This is a genomic window from Burkholderia territorii, from assembly GCF_902833055.1.
Classification (GTDB): domain Bacteria; phylum Pseudomonadota; class Gammaproteobacteria; order Burkholderiales; family Burkholderiaceae; genus Burkholderia; species Burkholderia territorii.
Genome location: NZ_CADFEJ010000152.1, coordinates 1 through 441, shown reverse-complemented (window position 1 = coordinate 441; position 441 = coordinate 1). Strand labels below are relative to the sequence as shown.

Here is a 441-nt window from a genome sequence, read left to right as displayed (position 1 = left end):
GTTGCACCCTACGCGGTGGCGCCACCGCTGCCGGTGCTGTTGCCGCCACCGATCGCGACGGCACTGCTGTCGCTCGCGAGCGTGTCGTTGCCGATCGCGGACGCGCCCACGCCTTGCGCGTTTGAACCGGAGCCGACTGCAATCGCGCTCGAGGCAGTCGCCACGGCGTTGTGGCCGAACACGGTGGAAAACACGCCGGTGGCGGTGGCGCCGTTGCCGATGGCCATCGAGGTGGAGCCGGTGGCGGTCGAGCCGTAGCCGAGTGCCATCGAGGCCGCACCGGTCGACGTCGCGTTCGAGCCGAGTGCGATCGAGCCGGTGCCGCTCGCGGTGGTGTTGCTCGGCGCGAATATCCCGAGCACGGCCGCATTGCCGCCGATCGCGATGGTCGAGGTCGAGGACGCCACCCCGCCGCCGGTCGCGTACTGCGCCTGCGCGACC

General features: G+C 71.4%; 1 pseudogene. It reads right to left on the bottom strand.

The window, feature by feature from the left end:
* Nucleotides 1-8 precede the first annotated feature (8 nt).
* Nucleotides 9-441, bottom strand: a pseudogene (locus tag HW466_RS31480) (hypothetical protein); the annotation flags it as partial.